This is a genomic window from Brevundimonas sp. SS2672 (assembly GCF_059579685.1).
Genome location: NZ_CM184201.1, coordinates 826,488 through 843,328, shown reverse-complemented (window position 1 = coordinate 843,328; position 16,841 = coordinate 826,488). Strand labels below are relative to the sequence as shown.

Sequence of the window (16,841 nt, the reverse complement as noted above, 5' to 3'; positions counted from 1 at the left end):
GCCGACCATGCAACACATCACCTGGCCCGTTATCGCCTTGGCGCTGATGACCGCCGCCTGCGACAATGGCGGCTCGGTGCGCATCACCACCTCCACGACCTCGGATTCGTCCGGCGTGCTGAAGGTGGTCGACGCCTTGCAATGCCCCCAGACCCAGGGCGTGCTGACACGCAAGGGGTCGGCCCGGGCCGACGGGTCCTGCGTCTACGGCGGCCCGCGCGGTTCGGAAGTCATCCTGCAACTGGTCCAGTTGGACGGCCGCTCGGCCCAGACGGCGCTGAAACCCTTCGAGACCCGCCTGACCGCCGACCTGCCCGAAGCCATGGCCCAGGTGGAGGCCGAGAACGCTCGAGCGGAGGCCGCCGCCGCCAAGGCCGAAGCGGACGCCGCCCGCGCCGAGGCTGACGCCGACCGAGCCGCCGCCGAGGCGTCCAGGGTCGCCGATGAGGTCGCAGGCGATTCCGCCCAGGTCAGAATGCCGGGCCTGCGCGTCGACGCCCAGGGCGACAAGGCCACCGTCCGCCTGCCCGGCATGAAGATCGAGGCTGACGGCGACCGCGCCAACATCCGCATCGGCGGCCTGACCATCCGCGCCGACGACAAGAGCGGCCGCGTCAACGTCTCGTCCGGAGACGACGCCGTGAACATCGACGCGACCGACAGCGCCGCACGCATCCGCACCAGCGCCTCGGGCGAATCCGTGCGTTCCACCTTCCTGATGGCCGCGAACGAGCCGTCCGCCAGCGGCTGGCGCACCGTGGGCTATGAAGCGCGCGGTCCCGTCGGCGGCCCCATCGTCGTCGCCACCGTCCGCAGCAAGGACCGCGACCCGGACCGCCTGTTCGACGCCGCCAAGGCCCTGGTGACGCTCAACGTCGGCGATTAACCCCCATCTATCGCAACGGCCGCCCTTGATCGCGCGTTCGGTCTGAGTCACCAGCCTGAGCATGCGCAGCATCAAGACCTTGGCCGAAGAAATCGAAGACGCCGGCCCCGCGCCCCGAGTCCGCAAACCCAAGCCGCCGCGCGCCTGGCAACGCATGTTGTCCGGCCGCCGCCTGGACCTGCTGGATCCCTCGCCGTTCGACATCGAGATCGAGGACATCGCCCACGGCCTGGCCCGCGTCGCCCGCTGGAACGGCCAGACGATCGGCGAGCACGCCTTCTCGGTGGCCCAGCACTCGCTGGTGGTCGAGGAGATCGCCGCCCACATTCGTCCGGGGCTTGAGCCGAAATGGCGCCTGGCCGCCCTGCTTCACGACGCCTCGGAATACGTCATCGGCGACATGATCTCGCCGTTCAAATCGGCCCTGGGCGCCAGCTACAAGGACTTCGAGGCCCGGCTGGAGGCGGCGATCCACGTCCGCTTCCAATTGCCGCCCAAGACCCCGCAGACGATCAAGTCGCTGATCAAGAAGGCCGACAAGGCCTGCGCCTTCTATGAGGCGACGCAACTGGCCGGATTCACCCGCCGCGAATCCCTGCAGATCTTCGGCGCCCCACCCCCGGCTATGATCTGGTGATCGAACCCCTGCCCGCCGCCCTGGCCCAGGAGCGCTATCTGGACCGCTATCGCGTTCTGGCCGAAGCTGTCGGCATCCTGCCCGGCGCCGACGCCTGGCACACGGAATAGAAAGCGGGCGCAAGGGAGACGCATGGACCAGGGGCGGACGGAGGCGTCATCCTCCCACACCGGCATAAGGATCGGCCTGTCGGCGGTGATCATCGCCCTGCGGGACCGCGAGGCCGTCGTCCTGACCACCCACGCCCCCGACGGCGCCCCCGCCCTGCCCTTCGGCCCCTTCGATCCGGCGCGCGACCGGACCTTCGAGTTGGCGCTCCGCGACTTCGTGGCGGCTCAGACGGGCTTCCCCCTGGGCTTCGTCGAACAGCTCTACACCTTCGGCGACCTGGGCCGCGACGCCCCGCGCGCCACGCCCGGCCCGGATCGCGCGCGCGAGATCTCGGTCGGCTACCTCGCCCTGACCGCCGACGCCGCCGAAGGCGCCAGTTTCGGCGCTTCCGCCAGCTTCGACGCTTCGGGCCGCGACGCGGCATGGACGCCCATCTTCCACGTCTTCCCCTGGGAGGACTGGCGTCGGGGCCGCCCGCCCGTCATGGAACGCCTGATCCCCGCCCTGAGCGCCTGGGCCGTCGACGACGCCGCGCGCAAGGGCCGCATCGACGCCCTGTTCGCCCTCACGCCCGGCGCCCGCTGGAACGAGGAGCGCGTGCTGGATCGCTATGAACTCCTCTATGAGGCGGGTCTGGTCGAGGAATCCGCCCGCGACAACGGTCGCCCAGCCCCCGCTCCGCTCGGCGACCTGTCCATGACGTCCGACCACCGCCGCATCCTGGCGACCGGCGTCGCCCGCCTGCGCAGCAAGCTGAAATACCGGCCCGTCCTGTTCGACCTCACGCCCGCGACCTTCACCCTGTCCGCACTGCAGGCGGCGGCCGAGGCCGTGGCGGGCCTGTCGCTGCACAAGCAGAACTTCCGCCGCGGCGTCGAGCGCACCGGCCTGGTCCAGCCCACGGGCGTCTTCACCAGCGACACCGGCGGCCGTCCCGCCGAACTGTTCCGCCACGTCCGGCCCGAACCCGGCGACGGCGGCGCCTTCGGCCTGTCGCTTCCCGGACAGCGTTGAACCGCCGTTCAAATTTCTTCGCCGTCATGGCTTGCAGCCATCGCAGCCTTTGATTAGAGAAGCCGCTCGCTCAGCCCCATTAGGGACTATCGACCCGCGGAGAGGTGGCAGAGTGGTTGAATGTACCGCACTCGAAATGCGGCGTACGTGGAAGCGTACCGGGGGTTCGAATCCCCCCTCTCCGCCATCGAACTTCAATAAAATCAACGATTTAGCCCGATTTTCCGGGGTGTGGCAGGTGGCACACTGTGCCAGCGATCCTGTGGCACACCTTTGGCCCCCCTAGGCCGCACAAGCTTTCACCGCTGGGTGATAGTCAGGTTTGGGTGTGCCAGTCCCTCCGCGAATAAAGTTGCACCCTTGGGGCGAGATTATCTCAGGTCTCCCTCAGGTAACCCTCAGGTCCCTCAGGAACACCCGAGGCGCGTTGCGGGCTTCCGGCCGGGATGGCATATTTCAGCCATGTACGACGACAAGCTCCCGCCGCCGCCCCGCGAAATCTACTACGCGAACGGGATTGTACCTCCCCCGCCGACCGTGAAGGATCGGGTGGAGGCTGGCTTCGTATTGGCGGGGCGTGTCCTCACGGCTGCGTTCAAGCTTGCCGTGGGTATCGGCCTGTTCGTGATCTTCTGTGCTGGCCTAGGGTCCCTCGGGATCGTCTAGGCCGCCAGCTAAAGGCACCCGAGGGGTGCACCGTAGACGGCGAGGAACACGGATGGTGCCCGCCTATCCGGCCGCAGCGCCCCTTCGCCATCTGGCGCGAGCGATAGCTTCAGGCGGCGGCTGACTAAGCGTCCGACGGTTCGAACAAACGCGCCAAGTCGACCCGGCGAGCCAGCAGGTTTTCCAACGTATAGCCGTCCAGCACCTTCATGAAGGCGGCCAGGGCCTGATGCAGCGCGCCCGTCAGGCCGCAGGCGGGCGCGATGATACAGTTTCCGCAATCGACCAGATCGAAGCCGTCCTCGGTGTGGCGCACCACGGCCCCGACGTTGATCTCGGCCGGCGGGCGCGCCAGCCTCACTCCGCCGAATCGACCGCGCACGCTGACCAGATAGCCCGCGTTCACCAGGTCGCTGACCACCTTCATCAGGTGGTTCTGGGAGATGTCGTAGGCCTGGGCGATCTCGGCGATCGAGCACAGCCGATCCTCGCGTGCGCCCAGGTAGAGCAGCACCCGCATGGCGTAATCCGTATAGCGCGTCAGGCGCATTCAACCTCTCTGGAGCCGCTTACGGCGGGGCTCTCGATCAGCGCGTCATCGCGCCGCAGGAAATTATGCATCCTCATTGCATGTTTCAAACGCGGGCTATAGATGCATTAGCAATGCATCAATGGAGCAAGGGCGATGAACGGCCGCTCGCATAGTCTGGAACAACCGCCGGCCCCGGCCGCCCGAGCCGCTTCAGCGTCGATCCCCTATCGCTCGACGCCGGTGTTTGACGCCTCGTCCCTGCCCGCCGCCCTGCGGGCCGATCACAGCCTCAAGGCGGGAGCCTGGGGTCTGATCCAGGTGCTGGAGGGCGAGGTCAGCCTGACCTATCGCGACCCGCACATGACCACTGTGCTCCGTCCGGGAACGCCGGGCCGTATCAAACCGCAACAGGTCCATTTCGTCGAACCGCTGGGGCCGATGAAGATGCACGTCGATTTCTACAACGAGCCGCCCGGCGATTAGACGCCGGCAGCCCCCCTTTCCTTCCCCCACTTAGTATCGCCTAGGAGTTTCCTGATGGCTCAAGCCCTCAGCGAGCGCACGATTGCGCTTGTCAAAGCCACTGTTCCCGCGCTTGAGGCGCATGGTCTCGACATCGTCCACGAAATGTATTCGCGGATGTTCCAGAACCCCGAGATCCGCGACCTGTTCAACCATTCGCACCACGGCGACGCCGGTTCCCAACCGCGCGCCCTGACCGGGGCCATCCTGGCCTACGCCGCCAACATCGATAACCTGGGCGCCCTGGCCGCGGCGGTCGAGCGCATCGCCCAGAAGCACGTCGGCCTGCAGATCCTGCCTGATCACTACCCTCACGTCGGCGCGGCCCTGCTGGGCGCCATCGCCCATGTTCTGGGCGAAGCCGCGACAGAAGAGATCATGACCGCCTGGGGCGAGGCCTACTGGTTCCTGGCCAACATCCTGATCACCCGCGAAGCGGCCATCTACGAGGACCTGGCGGCGGCCAAGGGCGGCTGGAACGGCTGGCGCGCCTTCGAGGTGGTCGAGGTGCGCCCCGAAAGCTCGGTCATCACCTCCTTCGTGCTGAAGCCCAAGGACGGCGGCCCGATCCTGCGTCACCGACCGGGCCAATATCTGACCTTCTGGTTCGACATCCCCGGTCATGCGCCGATCAAGCGCAACTACTCCATCTCCTGCGCCCCGAACGACGAGACCTATCGCATCTCGGTCAAGCGCGAGGACAAGGGCCTGGCCTCGGGTTGGCTGCACGACAACGCCCGCGTCGGCATGGTGCTGAAGGTCGGGGCGCCGGCGGGCGACTTCTTCCTGCCCGAGACGCCGCAGCGCCCGGTCGTGCTGCTGTCCGGCGGGGTCGGCCTGACGCCCATGGTGTCGATGCTGGAGACCCTGGTCGCCGAGAAGCCGGATACGGAGGTCCACTATGTCCACGGCGCCTATGACGCCGGGGTTCACGCCATGGGGCCGCACATCCGCGCCCTGACGGCGGCCCATCCGCGCGCGCGCAGCACCGTCTTCTATGAAGCCCCCGCCAATGACGCCGACGGCCATGACCATGCAGGGCGCATCTCCGGCGCCTGGTTGAGCCAGCAAACGCCGATCCAGGAGGCCGACTACTATCTGTGCGGCCCCCGCCCCTTCTTGCGCGCCCTGGTGTCGGACCTTCGTGAGGCCGGAGTTCCGGCAGATCGCATCCACTATGAATTCTTCGGCCCTGCGGACGAAATCCTCGCAGCCTAACCGTCGCAGGACCTGAATGGAGCCGGCATGGCCCGCTACAGATCGTCGACAGACGCAACAGCACGTTACGCCAGCGTCGCCTTCGTTGCGACCTTGTGGCTGGGCCTGCTGATCGGCGTTTCATTCCTGGCCACGCCGGTGAAGTTCCAGGCGCCGTCGCTGACCCTGGCGACGGCGCTGGAGGTCGGCCAGGCGACCTTCGCCCTGTTCACGCGTGTGGAATGGGGCCTGGTCGTTCTGCTGGCCCTGGCTGTCGCATGGGTCGGGCGAACGAGCGTCCCGCTTGGCCTCTGGATCTGCGTGGGCGTGCTGGCGCTTGTCCTTGCAGCGCAGTCTCTATGGCTTCTGCCGATACTCGACGCGCGGATCGCCTTCATCGTCGCCGGCGAAACACCACCGCCCTCTGAGCACCACTGGCTCTACGTGGCGCTGGAGACAGGCAAGCTTCTGGTCCTTGTAGGGCTGGGCTCAATGCAATGGCGCACGTCGCCCGCGCGCGCCATGGCCTGATCGTCCAGGTCCCCGCTGAACAGCGAGTGCTCGGCCTGTAGGACGTCGCCGTTCGAGGCGCGACGGAACCGCCAAGGGCTGCTCGCTTGCAATTATATCGTATTACGACATATTTGATCCCATAGGAGAACCACGATGTCCGCACCGCCTGACGACGTAACCATCCGAGTGATCAATGAAGGCGCCGGCTGGCGCCTGGAATGTCGCCCCCGCTTCGAGGCCCAGATGTTCCGTTCCGGGCGGGCGGCCGAGGCTGCGGCGCGTTCGATCGCCGCACGCTTCGCCCTGTCGGGCCTCGGGGTTCAGATGGCCGTAGAGGATCAAGGTCACGCCATTCTGGGGACCACCACCTTCTTTCCCCTACCGGTCCCCGACACCCTGAACGCCGCACCGGCCGCTCGAGGCCTGTGATGAGATCCGTGCTCGTGTTCGCCGCGTCAGGCATGCTGGCGCTGCTGATCGGCATCTTTCTGATGGTAAGCGGCAGTCTGACGTCGAATATGGTCAAGGCCCTCATTGGCGTGGCCTTCATCCTGTCCGGCCTGTCGGCGATCGGCTGGTCCGTCATCAAGAGAAACAAGAACCTGTAGCCTGTATGGTCGTCGCCTGATGTCGCATCCCTCCACCGAACTGACCCAGGCGGATTTCGAATCCCTAGCCCGGTTCCGTTTCACCATCAGGCGGTACCTGGCCTTCGCCGAACAGGGAGCCAAGGCGGCAGGCCTGACATCCCAGCAACATCAGGCCTTGCTGGCGATCAAGGCGCAGAGTTTCACCAGTGAGATGACGGTCGGTGACCTGGCCAACCGCTTGCTGCTACGCCCCCACAGCACGGCCGAACTGGTCAACCGCCTGGTCGCGGCAGACCTGATCACACGCGACATCGCCGTCCATGACCGGCGCAAGGTTCATGTGCGCCTGACGGCCAGGGGCGAGGCCGTTCTGGCGACGCTTTCGGCGCGCAACCTGCGTGAACTCCAAACCGTGACACCGGCGTTCGAGGCGCTGCTCCTGCAGTTGTCCGACCTGGTGGAGGACTTTGTCGGCCCAAACGATTGCGACACCGGCGCCTAGACGGCTCGGCTCAGACGCCGGTGATCGCCCCATCGGCGCGGCTGACGCCGACGCGCTTCAACGTCGTCACCTCGAACGGCTTGGCGAAGATGGTCGAGACCTGCATCAGGGCCGCCTCGGCCCGGTCTTCGGTCAGGGTCAGCAGGATGAAGCCCTTGGCCGACTGGTCGCAGAAGCGCACCTCGTCATTGGCCTGCATCAGCGCCGCACCGAGAGGGAAGCCGCCGATGGCGTCGCCGATCGAGGGGCTGGAGACCGCGCTGGTCCCGAATTCGACCGCCCGGCGCGCGCCGTTCGCGTCCTTCAGCTCGTTGACCCAGAAGGCGTGGCTGTCGCCGGCCAGGACGATGGGCTGCACCCCCGCCTCGGCGAAGGCGGCGTAGAGCCGTTCGCGCCCGGCCGGATAGCCGTCCCAAGCGTCGAGGTTGAACGGCAGGCCCATCTTGAACAGGAACAGGGCCTGTTCGAACTGGTCGCGATAGGCCTCGGGGATCTGGGCCATCAGGCCCTGAACCTGAGCCTCGGTCAGGGTGCGAGACACGTCGGGACCGGCCACGCGCGCCATGACGACCTGATTGCCCAGCACCTGCCACGGACGGCCCTTGGCCTTGGAGGCGGTCAGTTCGCGCTTCAGCCAGTCGCGCTGCTGCGCCCCCATCAGGTCGCGAGCCGGGTCGTTCAACTTGGCGCGGAAGGCGTCCAGGTCCAGCACCGCCTCGCCGTCCGGTCCCTCCTTGGCGGTCAGATCCCTGTCATAGGCCAACGGTTCGGTGCGGCCGGTCAGGCGGGTCTCGACCATCATCAGACTGGCCAGGTCGCCGAAGTGGAAGCTGCGATGGATCGCCTCCTTCAACGCGCCGGGCGCGGCTTCGCGGATCGGCATCCACTCATAATAGGCCTTCAGCGCCGCCGCCTTGCGCTGGGCGAAGTCGCCTTCGGTCTCGGGCTGGTGGTTCTCGGCGCCGTGCAGCCAGGCGTCGTTGGCCGTCTCGTGATCGTCCCAGACGCAGATGAAGGGCGCGCGGGCGTGGGCGGCCTGGAGGTCGGCGTCGCGCTTGTACTGGGCGTGGCGCAGCCGATAGTCGGCCAGGGAGACGATCTCGTGCGCCGGCTCGGGCACGCGGCCCAGCTTCGGCCCGGTCGCCATGCCGTAGGCGTCGGAATCCGCCCCGTATTCGTAGATATAGTCGCCCAGATGGACCACGGCGTCGAGGGTCGGCAGGGCGGCGATCGCCTCATAGGCGTTGAACAGGCCGCCGGGGTGCAGCTGGCACGACACCACCGCCAGATTGACCGGCGCGACGCCCTCCGCCGCCAGGGTGCGGGTGCGGCCCACAGGCGAGCGCGTCTCGCCCACAGCGAAGTCGTAGCGATAGTCGCGACCGGGGCGAAGGCCCGCCGCGTCGATCTTGACCGTATAGTCGCGCTCAGGCCCCGTCTCGAACCGGCCCGAGGCGACGACGCGGTCCCCCTCCCCGTCCAGTACGCGCCAGGCGACCGAGACCGGCCCCGCATGGCCGCCCGCCGGGGTGACGCGCGTCCACAGGATCACCCGGTCGGTCGCCGGATCGCCCGAGGCCACGCCGTGGGCGAAGGCGACAGCGACGCCTTCGCCCGTCGGGACCGTGGCGCAGCCCGCCGCCGCGCCCGCGCCGAACAGGCCCAGAAGGCCGCGACGGTTCATGGTCATGGCTCTGGTCCTCAGTAGCGCAGGGTGAAGGCGACGCCGTAGCTGGCGCCTCGTCCGGCGATGAAGGTCGGCAGGCCCAGCGCATCACCGGTGTTGCCCGCGTCCTTGATGTATTCCTCGTCCAGGAGGTTGTCGCCGAAGGCCTCGACGCCCCAGTTCCCCGACGACGGGGCGTAGCGCACCCGCAGGTTCAGCAGGCCGTAGCCGTCCTGATATTCGTCCTGCACCGTGTCGGCGACGAAGTTGCCGGTCTGCAGGTCCGGGCGGTCGTTGTCGTCATCGAAGAAGACCTTGGACTGCCAGGTGTAGGTCGGCTGGATCTCGATGGTCCCGGTCTCGATCGGCAGGCGCCAGGTCGCGCCGATCGAGGCCATGTGATCCGGCGACAGGCGGAAGCGGTTGCCGTCGCGCGCGCCGCCGTCGAAGCGCGAGTGGTTGTAGCCGTAGGTGCCGAACAGATCAAAGGTCGGCGTCGCGGCGAAGGCGACCTGGCCTTCAAACCCATAGGCGTTGGCCTTGCCCGCATTGACGGTGACGAAGCGCGTGCCGTCCTGTTCGGTCGTCTGGAAGTTGTCGTAGGCGTAGTGGAACACCGCCCCGTCCAGACGCAGGCGGCGATCCATCAGCGCCGCCTTGTAGCCGACCTCGAAGCTGTCGACGGTCTCGGCGGGGATGACTTCAAAGGTCGGGGCGCCCAGCGGCACGGACGGGCCGCGCACCTCCAGCACCTCGGGGCGACGGCCGCGCGCATAGTTGGCGTAGAGGCTGGCGTCGTCCGACACGGCGTAGCGCGCCGTCAGACGCCAGGTGAAGCCGTCGTCCTCGTGATCCGCCTGGATCAGGTCGCCGTTATTGGCGGTCGGCTGAGCCGTCAGCGCGAACAGAGGCAAGCCCGAGGCCAGCGGCAGGTCGGCCGCTCCCGGCGTCGCCAGCCCCGTCAGGATGGCCGTGATCTGCTGTTGCAGCCGCTGAGCGCCGGCCAGGTCTCCGGCCTGCGCCAGTTGCTGGGCCTGAACGCCGAGGGTCTGCACCGCCACCAGGCCGCCGGCGATGGAACGGCCGTTCAGCACCGCCGCCGAATAACCCGTAGTCTTGTCGTCGCGCGTCCAGCGCACCCCGCCCGAGAACTCCAACCGATCGGTCGCCTTGAAGGTCAGATCGCCGAACAGATCATAGGAGGTCAGATCGGCCCGGTTCGTCGCCGTCTCGATGTGAGCGGGCTTCAGATTGCCGACGATGCCGGGGATCAGCGGATGCGCTGCGGCAGGCAGCATGGACTGAAGAATGCCGCCCATCAGCAACGGCGTCGGCGCGGCGTAAATCATCTTCAATCGCTGGTCGCCCAGCGGCGTCGCCAGTTGCAGCAGGGCCAGACGCTCGTCGAACTGAGTCGGCATCCGCTGGAAGCCTTCCTCGTTGAAATAGCCCGCGCCGACGAAGCCCGAGAAGCGGCCGCCGTTGTCGAAGTTCAGGCGGAACTCCTGGCTCCACTGTTCGCCATAGGCGTGCTCGGCCGCCGTCAGAAGGGGCAGCGGCGTGCCGTCCGGATCGAACACCTCGGTCGAGTCGAACTGGCGATAGGACGTGGTCGAGTTCAGCGTCAGCGACGGCGACAGGTCCCACTTCACCAGGCCCGTCACGCCCCAGACCTCGCGATCCAGGCCCAGGCCGACGCCGCCGTCGAAATCGGCGCCCGGCGTCAGGGCCGCGCCGTCCCACGGCGCCCGACCGCCCAGAGACGCGCCCGTTTTCGGATCGAACGGATCATAGGCGATCGACTTGAACGAGGTGCCGCTGGCCGAATCCGTTTGATAGTTGGCAATCAGATCGGCGCGCAGGTTGTCGGTCGGCGCCCAGGCGCCCGACAGGCGCAGCGCCTTGGTCTCGATCGAGTTATAGTCCTCCCCGCCCAGCAGGTTCTCGACCGTGCCGCCGCGCGTCTTCATCCGCGCCGCCAGGCGCAAGGCGCCGGTTTCGCCTACCGGCGCATTCACGAAGCCCTCGACCGCGCGATAGTCCAGGTCGCCCGCCTCGATGCGAGCGCCGGCGTCGAACCGGCCCGGACGGGCGCGGTTCTGCACCAGATTGACCGCGCCGATCAGGGCGCCGCGGCCATAGAGGGTCGACTGCGGCCCCTTGGCCACCTCGACCCGCTCCATGTCGAACAGCTCGACATAGGAGCCGCGCGACTTGGAGATCGACACCCCGTCCTGGAACACCGACACGCGCGGCTCGGCGGTGGCGGCGCCCGAGTCAGAGGTGATGCCGCGCATCACGAAGCCCGGATTGTTCGGCGACTGGTTCTGCACCAGGAAGCCCGGCACAAAGGCCGACAGCTGGTCGAACTCCTGCACGCCCAGGTTTTCCAGGAAGTCGCCGCTGTAGGCCGTCAGGGCGAAGGGCACCTCGATCGGGTCCTGAGCGCGCAGCTGGGCCGTCACCACGATGTCGTCCACGGCGGTCGTCGCCTCTCCCGGCGAAACGCTCTGGGCGTGGGCGGCGCCGGCCGCCATCAGACCCGCTACGGCGGTGCCCGCCAGGAATCCACGCTTGAGGCTGATCGGCTTCATGGTCTTACCCCCTGAGAAAGCGGATCAGACCTAGAGATGCTGAATGTCGCGTGCGCGACGAGCCGGTCACAGCCGAATGAAGCTGCGGCGGCGAATAGGCGAAACTTCCTCGCACCACACCCTATTTTCCGGCCGCAGCCTCATCCTTGAAGCACGGCAAGCGCGGCGGCCCCTAGCGCGCCGCCCGTCTCACCCGGCGGAGTAGCTGGTTTTGGTCAGAGTGTAGAAGTCTGCGGCGGCGAAGCCCTGTTCGCGGGGGCCGTAGCTGGACTTCTTCGTGCCGCCGAAGGGGACGTGGTAGTCGACGCCCGCCGTGGCCAGGTTGACCATGGTCATGCCCGCCTTGGCGCGGCGCTGGAAGTCGCGCGCGTGTTTCAACGACTGGGTGACGATGCCCGCCGACAGGCCGAACTCCACCCCGTTGGCGACCGCCAGGGCCTCTTCATAGGAGGCGACGCGGATGGTCGAGGCGACGGGGCCGAACACTTCCTCGGTGTTGATGCGGGCGTCGGCCTGGGTGTCGACGATCAGGGTCGGCTGGACGTACCAGCCCGGCTTGTCGAGGCTGAGACGTTCGCCGCCCGCCAGCACGCGGCCCCCGCCGTCGCGGGCGATGTCGATGTAGTCATAGGCGGTCTGGCGCTGGGCCTCGGTCACGGCGGGGCCCATCTGGGTCGCAGGGTCGAGGGCGTCGCCGACGCGCAAAGCCTTCACCTTCTCGGCCAGGGCGGCGACGAAGCGGTCGTGGATTCCGTCCTGCACGATCAGGCGGCTGGAGGCGGTGCAGCGCTGGCCGGTGGCGAAGAAGCTGCCGTCCAGGGCGATGGCCACGGCGCGCTCCAGATCGGCGTCGTCCAGAACGATCAGCGGGTTCTTGCCGCCCATCTCCAGCTGCACGCGGGCCTGGCGTTTCATCGCCCCCTCGGCCACGCCGGCGCCGACCTTCTGCGAGCCGGTGAAGCTGATTCCGTCCACGTCCGGATGGGCGACGATGGCGCGGCCGACGTCGCCGTCGCCGATGACCATGTTGACCACGCCGCCGGGCAGGCCCGCCTCATGCAGGATGGCGATCAGGGCCTCGGCCGTGGCCGGGGTCGGACCGGCGGGCTTGATGACCACGGTGTTGCCGAAGGCGATGGCCGGGGCGATCTTCCAGGCCGGAATGGCGATGGGGAAGTTCCACGGGGTGATCAGGCCGAACACCCCGACCGGCTGGCGATAGGTCTGGATCTCGACGCCCGGCCGGGTCGAGGCCAGGTTCTGGCCGTGCAGGCGCAGGGCTTCGCCGGCGAAGAACTTGAGGATGCGGGCGGCGCGGGCGGTCTCGCCTATGCCCTCGGCCAGGGTCTTGCCCTCTTCGCGCGACAGCAGGCGGCCGACCGCCTCGCGCCGCTCCATCAGCAGGGTCCCGGCCCGGTCCAGGATGTCCGAGCGGACCTCGGGCGCGGCGTCGGCCCAGGGGCCGAAGGCGGCGCGCGCCGCCTGGACCGCCTGATCCACCTCGGCCGCCCCGCCCTTGGGCGTGCGCGCCACGACCTGACGCGTATCGGACGGGTTCAGGCTCTCGCCCGGCCGCGACCCGGCGATCTTCTCGCCGCCGATCCAGTGCGATAGCTCAAGCGTCTCGGTCATGGGGAAATCTCTGATCTGGAAAGCGTGGGAACAACCGAAGCCTAAGCACCCGATCAACCTAAGCGAACCCCCGAAGTCGACATGGATCCAGAGCGTTTGCGCATTAATCAGCGCCCATCGATCAAGCCAAAAGAAGCATAGGTCGATAGCTTCTTTGGCTTAGACCGGAATGGTCCGCCTCGATACCGTCTCTTCCAGACACAGGTGAAGACGCCGTCGGGGATGTCTTCCAGATCAAGGAAAAACCATGTCCAGAATGACGCCGAAGGAGTTGGCGGAAACGATCGGCGGCGGCTTGCTGTCCTTTCCAGTCACTCATTTCGACGCCCAGGGGCGTTTTGTGGAAAGCGCCTACCGCGAGCATTGCGACTGGATGCTTCAGAACCAACTGGCCGGGCTTTTCGCAGCGGGCGGCACGGGCGAGTTCTTCTCACTGAAACCTGCCGAGATCGAGGCGGTGGTCAAGGCCGCCGTGGCCGAAACGGCGGGGCGCACTCCGGTCATCGCCGGGGCGGGCCACGGCACTGCGGCGGCGGTCGAGATGGCGCAGTCGGCCGAGGCCGCAGGCGCTGACGGCGTGCTGCTCCTGCCGCCCTATCTGATGTTCGCCGGGCAAGAAGGCCTGGCGGCCCATGTCGAGGCCGTCTGCAAGGCGACCAAACTCGGCGTCATCGTCTATAATCGCGACAACGGCATTCTGAACGCGGACACGCTCGAAAAGCTGTGCGAGCGCAACCCGAACCTGGTCGGGTTCAAGGACGGCGTCGGCGACATTGAGTTGATGATGCAGATCTATGGCCGAATGGGCGATCGTCTGACCTACATCGGCGGCCTGCCGACAGCAGAGACCTTCGCCCCCGCCTATCTGGAAATGGGCGTGACGACCTATTCCTCGGCCATCTTCAACTTCGTGCCGGAGTTCGCGCAGAGCTTCTACAAGGCGGTGCGCGCACGCGATCATGCGACGATCATGGCGGGTCTGCGTGATTTCGTGCTGCCCTACATCGCCATTCGCAACAAGGGCAAAGGCTACGCCGTCTCTATCGTCAAGGCGGGAATGACCGCGATCGGCCGCAGCGCCGGTCCCGTTCGCACCCCGCTGGTCGACCTCAAGCCGGAAGAGTTCGCCGAGCTGGAGGCCCTGATCGCCCGCATCCAGCCGCAGGCGGCCAAGTTGAGGGCCAACGGCTGACCCGGCCCTCGCAGGCCGCGCTGTTCCCCTTGAACCGAAGCTTCTAGGCTCCTCGGTTCAAGGGAGGGCCGATCATGTTTGAACTGAGCCAGTTGCGCTGTTTCGTGGCGGTGGCCGAAGAGCTTCACTTCGGTCGGGCGGCCCAGCGGCTGAACATGACCCAGCCGCCCCTCAGCCGCCAAGTGCAACTGCTGGAGCGCATTCTAGGCGTGGTTCTTCTGGACCGCACCAGCCGTTCGGTCCGGTTGACTCCGGCCGGCCGATCCTTCCTGATCGAGGCCAGACGCATCCTGCGTCTGGCCGAGACAGCCTCTCTGACCACTCGCCGCATCGCCAGCGGCGAAGAGGGCCGGGTCGCCATCGGCTTCACGGCGGCGTCCGGCTACAGCTTCCTGCCCCAACTGGTCGAACTGTCGCGTACGCGACTGCCCGGCGTCGACCTGGCCCTTCGCGAGATGGTGACGGGCGAGCAGATCGAAGCCCTGCTGACGGGACGCATCGACCTCGGCCTGATCCGCCCCCCGCTGAACCGGCCCGAGTTCGACAAGATCAGGGTGATGAACGAGAGCCTGGTCGCCGCCCTCCCGTCCGGCGATCCGCGGCTTGACAAGCCAGTCCTGTCGCTCGGCGACTTCGACGGCCGCCCGATGATCATGTATGCGCCCGAGGGGGCCGGCTATTTTCACAGCATGCTGGCCGGCCTGTTCGACAAGGCGGGCGTATCCCCGCACCAGGTTCAGCACATGAGTCAGATCCACTCGATCCTGGCTCTGGTGCATGCCCGCATCGGCGCGGCGATCGTTCCCGAGGCCGCGATGCGCCTGCATTTCGAAGGCGTCGAGTTCCGTCCGCTGGACATCGATCCCGCTCGACCGGTCGAGCTTTACGTCGCCTGGCGACGCGATAACGACAATCCCAGTCTGAAGCCCCTGCTTGATCTGTTCGAGACGGACCCCGCCTCCGACGCCGATCCAGCGGCCGAGGCGACCTGACCCCAAAGGAGACGACCATGAGCGATCCGATCAGCAGGCGGACCGTATGCGCGCTAGGCGGCGCGGCGGCGCTGTCAGCCATGGCCGGCGGCGTTCATGCCGACAGCGCCACCCCGGTGGCGACGACGCGTCATGGACGCGTGCGAGGCTCCGTGGATCGCGGGATCAAGGTCTTCAAGGGAGTACGCTACGGCGCCGACACCCAGCCGAGACGGTTCCAGCCCGCGCTGGCGCCTGAACCGTGGTCGGACATCGCGCCGGCCTTTGAATACGGGGCGGCCTCGCCCCAGAAAAGCAATGAGCCGAACCAGAGCGAGGACTGTCTGTTCCTGAACGTCTGGACTCCTGCCCTGGCCGACGGCGGCGCGCGTCCCGTCATGGTCTATGTGCATGGCGGCGCCCACGCCAACGGCTCCGGTTCAAGCCCCCTCTATGACGGCGTGGCCCTTTGCCGACGCGGCGATGTGGTGGTGGTGACGCTCAATCACCGGCTGAACGTCTTCGGCTATAACGGCCTGGGCCAGATTCTGGGCAGCGCCTATGCGGCTTCAGGCAGCGTGGGCAATCTGGATCTGATCCTGGCGCTGCAATGGGTGCGGGACAATATCTCGGCCTTCGGCGGAGATTCCGGCAATGTCACGGTCTTTGGTCAATCGGGCGGCGGCGGCAAACTGGTGACCCTGATGGCCATGCCGCTCGCGTCGGGTCTCTACCATCGCGTCATCACCATGAGCGGCCAGCACGTGACGGCCATGGGGCCGCAACACGCGGAGCGTCGCATGCGGCGCTACCTCGATCATCTGAGCCTGTCCCCCGAGCGCGCAGCGGAACTGGCGAACCTGCCGACCGAGCGGCTGGTCGAGGGGTTGCGCATGAAGGACCCGATCGAGGAGGGCGACGACGTCTATTTCTGGTCGGTGATGGACCATGACGTCCTGCCCCGCCATCCGTTCGTACCGGACGCTCCGGCCGAAAGCGCCCACATCCCGATGATCATCGGCAACACCCATGACGAGGCGCGCAGCTTCACGGCGGGAGACGAGCGTAATTTCCGCCTGACCTGGGACACAGTGGCGGCCAAGCTGGCGCCCGAGTTCGTGCTCGACATGAACGCCAAGTACGTCGTCGACTGGTATCGTCGGCGTTTCCCGCAGATGACGCCGAGCGAAGTCTTCTTCGCCGCCGCGACCTGTGGTCGGTCACGCCCCGGTCATCTGATCCAGGCCGAGGAGCGCGCCAAGCAGAACGGTCCTACGTGGATGTATCAACTGGACTTCGGATCGCCGGTCGAGCCGCGGCTGGGCGCCTATCACGGCTTCGACATCGGTCTGGCGTTCGACAATTGCGACAAGCCCGGCTCGCGCGCCGGAAGCGGACCGGAGGCCCAGCAGGTCGCCGAGGCGATGAGCGAGACCTTCATCGCCTTTGCGCGAACCGGTGATCCGAACAACGCCGCTATCCCGACATGGGGCTGCTATACCCTGCCCGAACGCCAGACCATGATCTTCGACGTCGAAAGCCGCACGGAGAACGATCCGCGCGCCGAAGAACGCCGCCTGTTCCAGACCGCGCCCTTCCTGAAGAAGGGGACTTGA

The 16,841-nt window shown here is 67.2% G+C and carries 16 protein-coding genes, 1 tRNA gene and 1 pseudogene; 14 read left to right on the top strand and 4 right to left on the bottom strand.

The window, feature by feature from the left end; all coding sequences use genetic code 11:
* Positions 1 to 7 precede the first annotated feature (7 nt).
* From AC52GN_RS04105 to AC52GN_RS04085, 5 genes and pseudogenes are all read left to right on the top strand, one after another.
* Positions 8 to 886 carry a methyltransferase type 11 gene (locus tag AC52GN_RS04105; protein WP_291783139.1) on the top strand — a complete coding sequence of 293 codons (879 nt, stop codon included), beginning with the start codon at positions 8 to 10 and terminating at the stop codon, positions 884 to 886.
* A gap of 154 nt (positions 887 to 1,040) precedes the next feature.
* Positions 1,041 to 1,633: pseudogene (locus AC52GN_RS04100) on the top strand (YfbR-like 5'-deoxynucleotidase).
* A gap of 22 nt (positions 1,634 to 1,655) precedes the next feature.
* Positions 1,656 to 2,648, top strand: coding sequence for an NUDIX hydrolase (locus tag AC52GN_RS04095; protein WP_338576175.1), 993 nt, complete (start codon positions 1,656 to 1,658; stop codon positions 2,646 to 2,648).
* A 98-nt stretch (positions 2,649 to 2,746) separates the two neighbouring features.
* Positions 2,747 to 2,835 (top strand) — tRNA-Ser (locus tag AC52GN_RS04090).
* 275 nt (positions 2,836 to 3,110) lie between these two features.
* Positions 3,111 to 3,314 (top strand): hypothetical protein, encoded by a 204-nt coding sequence (locus tag AC52GN_RS04085; RefSeq protein ID WP_496528270.1) that lies wholly within the window; start codon positions 3,111 to 3,113, stop codon positions 3,312 to 3,314.
* 124 nt (positions 3,315 to 3,438) lie between these two features.
* Here the strand turns inward: AC52GN_RS04085 and AC52GN_RS04080 are convergent, their stop codons facing one another.
* Positions 3,439 to 3,864, bottom strand: coding sequence for an RrF2 family transcriptional regulator (locus tag AC52GN_RS04080; protein WP_291783162.1), 426 nt, complete (start codon positions 3,862 to 3,864; stop codon positions 3,439 to 3,441).
* 135 nt (positions 3,865 to 3,999) lie between these two features.
* Here AC52GN_RS04080 and AC52GN_RS04075 point away from each other — a divergent pair, with 135 nt between their 5' ends.
* The 6 genes from AC52GN_RS04075 (at position 4,000) to AC52GN_RS04050 (ending at position 7,170) form a co-directional block, all read left to right on the top strand.
* Positions 4,000 to 4,329, top strand: a complete 330-nt coding sequence (locus tag AC52GN_RS04075) for a TehB family protein (RefSeq protein WP_496528269.1) — start codon at positions 4,000 to 4,002, stop codon at positions 4,327 to 4,329.
* 54 nt (positions 4,330 to 4,383) lie between these two features.
* On the top strand, positions 4,384 to 5,586 hold the full coding sequence (gene hmpA / locus AC52GN_RS04070; protein WP_453989224.1) for an NO-inducible flavohemoprotein: 1,203 nt from the start codon (positions 4,384 to 4,386) through the stop codon (positions 5,584 to 5,586).
* Positions 5,587 to 5,613: 27 nt separating this feature from the next.
* Positions 5,614 to 6,096, top strand: a complete 483-nt coding sequence (locus tag AC52GN_RS04065; protein ID WP_496528268.1) for a hypothetical protein — start codon at positions 5,614 to 5,616, stop codon at positions 6,094 to 6,096.
* Positions 6,097 to 6,231: 135 nt separating this feature from the next.
* A complete protein-coding gene (locus tag AC52GN_RS04060; RefSeq protein WP_496528267.1) occupies positions 6,232 to 6,507 on the top strand; it encodes a hypothetical protein in 276 nt (91 codons plus the stop codon).
* 8 nt (positions 6,508 to 6,515) lie between these two features.
* Positions 6,516 to 6,686, top strand: a complete 171-nt coding sequence (locus AC52GN_RS04055) for a hypothetical protein (RefSeq protein WP_496528266.1) — start codon at positions 6,516 to 6,518, stop codon at positions 6,684 to 6,686.
* A 19-nt stretch (positions 6,687 to 6,705) separates the two neighbouring features.
* Positions 6,706 to 7,170, top strand: coding sequence for a MarR family winged helix-turn-helix transcriptional regulator (locus tag AC52GN_RS04050; protein ID WP_291783208.1), 465 nt, complete (start codon positions 6,706 to 6,708; stop codon positions 7,168 to 7,170).
* Between the two features lie 10 nt (positions 7,171 to 7,180).
* Here AC52GN_RS04050 and AC52GN_RS04045 read toward each other — a convergent pair whose 3' ends face one another.
* The 3 genes from AC52GN_RS04045 to AC52GN_RS04035 form a co-directional block, all read right to left on the bottom strand.
* Positions 7,181 to 8,860 carry an alkaline phosphatase D family protein gene (locus tag AC52GN_RS04045; RefSeq protein ID WP_496528265.1) on the bottom strand — a complete coding sequence of 560 codons (1,680 nt, stop codon included), beginning with the start codon at positions 8,858 to 8,860 and terminating at the stop codon, positions 7,181 to 7,183.
* Positions 8,861 to 8,871: 11 nt separating this feature from the next.
* Complete coding sequence (locus AC52GN_RS04040) at positions 8,872 to 11,430, bottom strand: TonB-dependent receptor (RefSeq protein ID WP_496528264.1); 2,559 nt, start codon at positions 11,428 to 11,430, stop codon at positions 8,872 to 8,874.
* A 189-nt stretch (positions 11,431 to 11,619) separates the two neighbouring features.
* Complete coding sequence (locus tag AC52GN_RS04035; protein WP_496528263.1) at positions 11,620 to 13,062, bottom strand: aldehyde dehydrogenase family protein; 1,443 nt, start codon at positions 13,060 to 13,062, stop codon at positions 11,620 to 11,622.
* A gap of 247 nt (positions 13,063 to 13,309) precedes the next feature.
* Here AC52GN_RS04035 and kdgD point away from each other — a divergent pair, with 247 nt between their 5' ends.
* The 3 genes from kdgD (at position 13,310) to AC52GN_RS04020 (ending at position 16,841) form a co-directional block, all read left to right on the top strand.
* Positions 13,310 to 14,254 (top strand): 5-dehydro-4-deoxyglucarate dehydratase, encoded by a 945-nt coding sequence (kdgD, locus tag AC52GN_RS04030; protein WP_346485620.1) that lies wholly within the window; start codon positions 13,310 to 13,312, stop codon positions 14,252 to 14,254.
* Positions 14,255 to 14,328: 74 nt separating this feature from the next.
* Positions 14,329 to 15,246 (top strand): LysR substrate-binding domain-containing protein, encoded by a 918-nt coding sequence (locus AC52GN_RS04025; protein WP_496528262.1) that lies wholly within the window; start codon positions 14,329 to 14,331, stop codon positions 15,244 to 15,246.
* A gap of 17 nt (positions 15,247 to 15,263) precedes the next feature.
* Positions 15,264 to 16,841, top strand: coding sequence for a carboxylesterase/lipase family protein (locus AC52GN_RS04020; protein ID WP_496528261.1), 1,578 nt, complete (start codon positions 15,264 to 15,266; stop codon positions 16,839 to 16,841).

Bases quoted from the DNA above. Each gene is read 5' to 3' on its own strand.
- AC52GN_RS04105 (WP_291783139.1), top strand. From the start codon at position 8: ATGCAACACATCACCTGGCCCGTTATCGCCTTGGCGCTGATGACCGCC.
- AC52GN_RS04095 (WP_338576175.1), top strand. From the start codon at position 1,656: ATGGACCAGGGGCGGACGGAGGCGTCATCCTCCCACACCGGCATAAGG.
- AC52GN_RS04085 (WP_496528270.1), top strand. From the start codon at position 3,111: ATGTACGACGACAAGCTCCCGCCGCCGCCCCGCGAAATCTACTACGCG.
- AC52GN_RS04080 (WP_291783162.1), bottom strand. From the start codon at position 3,864: ATGCGCCTGACGCGCTATACGGATTACGCCATGCGGGTGCTGCTCTAC.
- AC52GN_RS04075 (WP_496528269.1), top strand. From the start codon at position 4,000: ATGAACGGCCGCTCGCATAGTCTGGAACAACCGCCGGCCCCGGCCGCC.
- hmpA (WP_453989224.1), top strand. From the start codon at position 4,384: ATGGCTCAAGCCCTCAGCGAGCGCACGATTGCGCTTGTCAAAGCCACT.
- AC52GN_RS04065 (WP_496528268.1), top strand. From the start codon at position 5,614: ATGGCCCGCTACAGATCGTCGACAGACGCAACAGCACGTTACGCCAGC.
- AC52GN_RS04060 (WP_496528267.1), top strand. From the start codon at position 6,232: ATGTCCGCACCGCCTGACGACGTAACCATCCGAGTGATCAATGAAGGC.
- AC52GN_RS04050 (WP_291783208.1), top strand. From the start codon at position 6,706: ATGTCGCATCCCTCCACCGAACTGACCCAGGCGGATTTCGAATCCCTA.
- AC52GN_RS04045 (WP_496528265.1), bottom strand. From the start codon at position 8,860: ATGACCATGAACCGTCGCGGCCTTCTGGGCCTGTTCGGCGCGGGCGCG.
- AC52GN_RS04040 (WP_496528264.1), bottom strand. From the start codon at position 11,430: ATGAAGCCGATCAGCCTCAAGCGTGGATTCCTGGCGGGCACCGCCGTA.
- AC52GN_RS04035 (WP_496528263.1), bottom strand. From the start codon at position 13,062: ATGACCGAGACGCTTGAGCTATCGCACTGGATCGGCGGCGAGAAGATC.
- kdgD (WP_346485620.1), top strand. From the start codon at position 13,310: ATGTCCAGAATGACGCCGAAGGAGTTGGCGGAAACGATCGGCGGCGGC.
- AC52GN_RS04025 (WP_496528262.1), top strand. From the start codon at position 14,329: ATGTTTGAACTGAGCCAGTTGCGCTGTTTCGTGGCGGTGGCCGAAGAG.
- AC52GN_RS04020 (WP_496528261.1), top strand. From the start codon at position 15,264: ATGAGCGATCCGATCAGCAGGCGGACCGTATGCGCGCTAGGCGGCGCG.